The sequence below is a fragment of the Agromyces albus genome (genome assembly GCF_004134825.1).
Classification (GTDB): Bacteria; Actinomycetota; Actinomycetes; order Actinomycetales; family Microbacteriaceae; genus Agromyces; species Agromyces albus.
In genome coordinates this window covers 1-1,779 of record NZ_SDPN01000092.1, presented here as the reverse complement: position 1 = coordinate 1,779, position 1,779 = coordinate 1, and the positions used below count along the sequence as shown (strand labels likewise).

At 74.5% G+C, this 1,779-nt stretch carries 2 protein-coding genes; one reads left to right on the top strand and one right to left on the bottom strand.

Annotated elements, in window-relative coordinates; all coding sequences use genetic code 11:
* The coding region (locus ESP51_RS20325) for an aminotransferase class I/II-fold pyridoxal phosphate-dependent enzyme (RefSeq protein ID WP_129522672.1) at nt 1-706 on the top strand (706 nt) is incomplete at its 5' end.
* A gap of 16 nt (nt 707-722) precedes the next feature.
* Here ESP51_RS20325 and ESP51_RS20320 read toward each other — a convergent pair.
* Nucleotides 723-1,655 carry a nucleoside hydrolase gene (locus tag ESP51_RS20320; RefSeq protein WP_129522671.1) on the bottom strand — a complete coding sequence of 311 codons (933 nt, stop codon included), beginning with the start codon at nt 1,653-1,655 and terminating at the stop codon, nt 723-725.
* Between the last annotated feature and the right edge of the window lie 124 nt (nt 1,656-1,779).

Below are 1,779 nucleotides of genomic sequence, written 5' to 3'. Positions count from 1 at the left end.
GTCGGCTGCAGCGCGAACGGGCGCCCGCGCCGCGCTCATCACGCCCGCGCACCAGTTCCCGCTCGGCGCCGCGCTCGCCCCCGGCCGCCGCGACGCGATCGTGCGGTGGGCGCGAGCCCACGATGCGGTGCTCATCGAAGACGATTACGACGCCGAGTTCCGCTACGACCGCCGCCCCGTCGCAGCGCTGCAGGGCCTCGCGCCCGAGCGCATCGTGCTCATCGGCTCGCTCTCGAAGTCGATGGCGCCGGGCTTCGGCCTCGGCTGGGCCGTGATGCCCTCGTCGTTGCGCGAGCGCGTGCGCCTCGCCGACACCGCGCGCCCCTCGACGATCGAGCAGGCCGCCCTCGCCGCGTTCATCGAGTCGGGCGACCTCGAGCGGCACTTGCGTGCCGCCAGGGGCCGCTTCCGTCGCCGCCGCACGGTGCTCCTCGAGGCGATCGCGCGCGAGCTGCCCGGCTTGCCCGTCACCGGCATCGCCGCGGGTATGCACGCCGTGCTCGGGCTGCCGCCGGGCATCAGGGCCACGGATGCCGCGGCCGCCGCCGCCCGGTACGACGTCGCTGTGTCCGACCTCACGCGCTATCGCGTCTCGGCCTCGGCCGGCACGACCGAGTCACTCGTGCTCGGCTACGGCAACCTCTCGGACGCGCTCGTCGATGAGTCGGTCGCCCGGCTCGCCGCCGGCATCCGCTCGCTCGCCTGACGCCGCGAACCTCGTGTCAGGTCAGGCGCGATACGGCCGTCTCGACGAGGCCCCAGAACCGGTCGACGTCGAGGCCGGTCGCGACCCACGCATTCGGCTCGCGTCGCAGCATCCCGTCGAAGTCGACGCTCGTCGCGCCGGCCGTCTCGGTGCCGGCGAGCTCGACGTCGAGGCGCGTGTGCTCGAGCTCGACGCACCCCGGGTCGGCGAGCACGGCGACCGCGACGGGATCGTGCAGGGGGCCGTCGGGCATGCCGAAGACCTCGTCGTTGGTGCGGCAGAAGAAGTCGAGCAGCTCGTCGCCGAACGCGGCGGTGCGCGTGCCGACGGCGGCGAGCCGCTCGCGCACGGCCTCGGTCACGAGCGCACGATGCGTCACGTTGAGCCCCACCATGGTGAACCGCACACCGCTGCCCACCACGAGGTCGAGCGCCTCGGGGTCGACCCACGCGTTGAACTCGGCGTAGGGCGTCACGTTGCCGCGCTCGGTCGAGCCGCCCATCCAGACGATCTCGCGGATGCGGCCCGCGAGCTCGGGCCGGTCGCGCAACAGCACGGCGACGTTCGTGATGGGTCCGGTCGCGATGATCGCCACGGGCTCGGATGACGCGAGCAGCGCGTCGGCGATGAGCGCCGTCGCGCCGCGCGGGTCGAGCGGCACGGTCGGCTCGGGCAGCTCCGGGCCGCCGAGGCCGTTCGCGCCGTGGATCCACTCCGCGGTTTCGAGCTCGCGTACGAGCGGTCCCGCGGCGCCGGCGGCGACGGGCACGTGCGCGACGCCCGCGACGGTGAGGGCGATGCGTGCGTTCCGACTCGTGTGCTCGATCGACACGTTGCCGCCGACCGTGGTCACGGCGAGCAGCTCGAGCGACGGATGCCCCGCCGCGAGCCACAGCGCGAAGACGTCGTCGTGTCCGGGGTCGCAGTCGACGATGACGGGGACGGTCATGCCGCGAGCTCTGCCGCCGCCCGCAGCACGGCCTCGCGCGGCGCGTAGGAGTCGACGGTGCCCCGCTCCTGCACGGCGAGCGCGCCCGCCGCGACCGCGATGCGCACCGCGTCGGCGAGCGGGC